The organism is Pseudomonas sp. K5002 (assembly GCF_013386655.1).
Lineage (GTDB): Bacteria > Pseudomonadota > Gammaproteobacteria > Pseudomonadales > Pseudomonadaceae > Aquipseudomonas.
The window spans coordinates 1-3,629 of the sequence record NZ_JACARK010000954.1; the positions used below are offsets into that span (position 1 = coordinate 1).

Annotated in this window: 5 protein-coding genes and 1 pseudogene; 3 read left to right on the forward strand and 3 right to left on the reverse strand. The window is 60.6% G+C overall.

What is annotated here, in order from left to right; translation table 11 throughout:
• A partial coding sequence (locus HX846_RS31595; RefSeq protein WP_178966904.1) for a monovalent cation:proton antiporter-2 (CPA2) family protein occupies window positions 1–1,397 on the reverse strand: 1,397 nt, incomplete at its 3' end.
• A 141-nt stretch (window positions 1,398–1,538) separates the two neighbouring features.
• Here HX846_RS31595 and HX846_RS31600 point away from each other — a divergent pair.
• From HX846_RS31600 to HX846_RS31610, 3 genes are all read left to right on the forward strand, one after another.
• Window positions 1,539–1,775 carry a glutaredoxin family protein gene (locus HX846_RS31600; RefSeq protein ID WP_008432163.1) on the forward strand — a complete coding sequence of 79 codons (237 nt, stop codon included), beginning with the start codon at window positions 1,539–1,541 and terminating at the stop codon, window positions 1,773–1,775.
• 74 nt (window positions 1,776–1,849) lie between these two features.
• Complete coding sequence (locus HX846_RS31605; RefSeq protein ID WP_003209087.1) at window positions 1,850–2,185, forward strand: hypothetical protein; 336 nt, start codon at window positions 1,850–1,852, stop codon at window positions 2,183–2,185.
• Between the two features lie 70 nt (window positions 2,186–2,255).
• Window positions 2,256–3,140: a pseudouridine synthase gene (locus tag HX846_RS31610; RefSeq protein WP_177028920.1), complete on the forward strand. Its 885-nt coding sequence runs from the start codon at window positions 2,256–2,258 to the stop codon at window positions 3,138–3,140.
• 57 nt (window positions 3,141–3,197) lie between these two features.
• Here HX846_RS31610 and HX846_RS31615 read toward each other — a convergent pair whose 3' ends face one another.
• Window positions 3,198–3,419, reverse strand: coding sequence for a YgdI/YgdR family lipoprotein (locus HX846_RS31615; RefSeq protein WP_003209090.1), 222 nt, complete (start codon window positions 3,417–3,419; stop codon window positions 3,198–3,200).
• Window positions 3,420–3,499: 80 nt separating this feature from the next.
• Window positions 3,500–3,629, reverse strand: a pseudogene (locus tag HX846_RS39905) (molybdenum cofactor guanylyltransferase MobA); the annotation flags it as partial.

Consider the following 3,629-nt stretch of genomic DNA (forward strand, 5'->3'; position numbering starts at 1 on the left):
CGTTCCAGGCCGACCGCGCTGAGCAGGGCGCCACGGCGGCAGTCGCCGTAATGCACGGCGCTGTCTTCGGTAGACGCTTCCTGGACTCGCTCCGGGTCGTCATCAAGGGCAATGAACGCCTGTTGTTCACGGTGCAGGAAGCGCCCGATGGACTGGCCAACCCGGCCGTAGCCGCAGATCACCGCGTGGTCGCGCAGCTCGGCATTCAGGGCCGTAATCTCTTCAAGCTGTACTTGCTGGTTGGGCTTGCGGTGCAGGCGCAGGGCAATCGCGGGTGCAGCCCTGAGCAACAGCGGAGTCAATAGCATCGAGCAGAAGGTGGCAGCCAGCAGCAGGCCGCTGATGTCGGCGGGCAGCAGGCGGCTTTGCTGCATTTGCGCCATCAAGGCGAAACAGAACTCGCCGCCCTGGGCCAGCGCCAGGCCGCTGCGCCAGGCGGTTTCACCGTCGCTGCCGCGCAGTTGCACCAAAAGCGCGACCACACAGCCTTTGATCAACATCAGCGTGAGGGTCAGGCCGAGAATCAACAGGCTATGACTGACGAACAGTTGCAGGTCGATCAGCATGCCGATGCTGACAAAAAACAGTCCCAGCAGGATGTCGCGAAACGGCCGGATATCGGCTTCGATCTGATGGCGGTAATGGCTTTCCCCCAGCAGCATGCCGGCGAGAAACGCACCGAGTGCCGGGGACAGGCCCAGCAAGTGGGTCAGCCAGGCGGTGAGCAGTACGATCACCAGTGCCAGCAGCACGAACAATTCGGCCGAATGGGACGCCGCCACCTCACGGAACAAACGCGGCAGCAACCAGCGGCTGGCCAGCAGCAGGCCGAGGAGCAGCACCACGGTTTTGCCCAGGGTCAGTGGCAATGCCCAGTACCAGGCTTGCTCGCTGTTACCGGCGAACACTGGCACGAGGGTCAGCAGCAATACGGCCACTACATCCTGGAACAGCAATACCCCAATCGCATTCTGGCCATGGCTGCTGAAGATTTCGCCGAGGCTGGTCAGCTCCTTGCTGACGATGGCGGTGGACGACAACGCCAGCCCAGCACCGAGCAACAGCGCGGTCGTCGGCGACAGGCCGAACAGTGCCAGCAAACCGCCCAGCAGCAACCCGCAGCACAGTACCTGCAGGCTGCCCAAGCCAAACACCACCCGGCGCAGGCTGAGCATTTTGTTGAGAGAAAACTCCAGGCCCAGGGAAAACAGCAGGAACACCACACCCAGTTCGGCAAGGTCTGGCAACTCTTCGCTGTCATTGACCCAGTCGAGGGCGGTGGGGCCCACGGCCAGGCCAACACACAGATAGCCCAGCACCGGCGGCAGTTGCAGGCGACGAAACAGCGCAATCACCACCAGGGAGGAGGCCAGGATAATCAGCAGGTTGGCAAACACATGCAGCTCCATTGCAGGTATTACGGGAAAAAAGTCGCGAGAGTCACTGAATCAGTTATACGCCATGCTGATCTGGGTCAGGCTTTTGCAGTGTCCCGACGCTGTTAGAATAGGTGCCTGATTCTTCTCGGACCCTTTGCCATGCTTCCTGAATGTCAGTTGTTCGGCACCCTGGGCTGCCATCTGTGTGAGATTGCCGAAGCCGAAATCATGCCGTTGGTCGAACACGGCCTGCTGGTGGAGTTGGTGGATATCGCCGATTCCGAGGCCCTGTATGAAGCCTACGGCCTGCGTATTCCGGTGCTGCGCCGGGTAGACACGGGCGCGGAGCTGGAGTGGCCGTTCGACGAAGCGCAGGTAGTGAACTTTCTTAGCTAGCACTCGGCGATGGCGAGTTCCCGATTATTCGGTTACTGTATGTTTGTACAGCGATTGAATGAGAGGGAACGCCCGTGGTGAATGTTGAACAACTGAAAAGCAGCGTCAATCGCATGTCCGCCGACGTCGTGCGCGACGCGGTGAACGAGCTGCGCCTCGATGGCCTGGTCACGGAAGGCAAGACGCCGTTTAACAAAGTGCATTTCAACACCTGCTTTGCCGAGATCGAGGCGCTGTTCCAGCGCGCGGGTTATCACAAGCAGCTGGATGTGGTGGGTTACCAGGGCTTGCTGTATGCGCTTTACGACCCGGGCCGCTGGGAAGCGGTGGATGTGCTGCGCTGGCTCAAGGAATTCACCGAGGCGGCCAGTGCGTCACCGGTGTTGCGCGCGGAATTGGCCAAGGCCTGAATCTGTGCTGGGCCTGATCCGGCTGCATGCGGGATAATGCGCGCCTGTATGTCCACGTCTTGAGCCTGCCATGTCCGTTTTTTCCGCTGCCCAGCACCAAGCCAGCACCTTGTACCTGCCGCCAGGCGCCTGGGCCACCGTGCTGGATTGCCTGTGTGAGCACTTCCAGGCCATCAGCCGTGAGCAATGGCTGGACCGCATCGCCCGAGGCCGGGTACTGGACATCAATGGCACCCCCATCAATCAGGACCTCGCCTACCGCGAAGGCCTGTGCATCTACTACTTTCGCGAAGTACCGAACGAGAAAGTAATCCCGGTGCAGGAGACGATCCTGTACGCCGATGAACACCTGGTGGTAGCCGACAAGCCGCACTTCCTGCCGGTCACGCCTGCCGGTGAATACGTCGAGCAGACCCTGTTGCGGCGTTTGATCCGTCGCCTCGACAACCCGGCGCTGGTGCCGCTGCATCGCATTGATCGGCATACCGCAGGGCTGGTGCTGTTTTCGGCCAACCCCCAGACGCGCTCGGCGTATCAACAGCTGTTTCCCACGCGCAAGATCGACAAGTTCTACGAAGCCATTGCCCCTGCATTGCCTGGGCTGACCTTTCCGCTGGTGCACAAAAGCCGGCTGGTGGATGGCGAGCCGTTCTTTCGCATGCAGGAAGGCGAGGGGGCGAGCAACACCGAGACGGCGGTCGAGGTGCGGGAAAAGAATGGCGACCTGTGGCGCTATGGCCTGTTTCCGGTGACCGGCAAGAAGCATCAGTTGCGGGTGCACATGACGGCCCTGGGCGCGAGTATCTGCAACGATCCGTTCTACCCCGACGTTATCAAGGATGCCGAGGACGACTACGCCAACCCGCTCAAGCTGCTGGCCCAAGGGGTGCGTTTCATCGACCCGGTCACCGGCCTTGAGCGCGACTTTCGCAGCGAGATCAGCCTGGACTGGTAAATCCCAGCAACGAAAAAGCCCGCATTACGCGGGCTTTTTTGTATCTGGCGTTAAGACTTACAGGTCTTTAACGGTGCGAACCTGATCCTTGTTGATCTGGGTGCGCTTGCCATCCAGCTGTTCGAATTCGTAGAAGCCGGTGGACTTGTCGAATTTAGGAGTGTCGACGGCCTGGATTTCGCGACCGTCATTCAGGGTGATCACTGTCGGCGAGGCGCAACCGGCAAGGGTAGCGAGGCCCAGTGCAAGCATGAGAGCGGCGATGGTCCGTTGAGTCATGAGTTTGTCTCCGAGAGAATGCTTTGTTGAGTACTGACCTTGTGACGTGTGTAACGTCGGCAAAGTTCCTTGTTCGACGCTCATTCTGACACGCTGGGCGGGCGGTGCAACAACTCCGGTGTATTGAGGTTGGCCAGGCGCGGATCGTCGGCGGGGCAATCCAGGGCCTTGGCCCCCAGCGCCTGCATGATCTGGCGCGGGCTGCGCTCG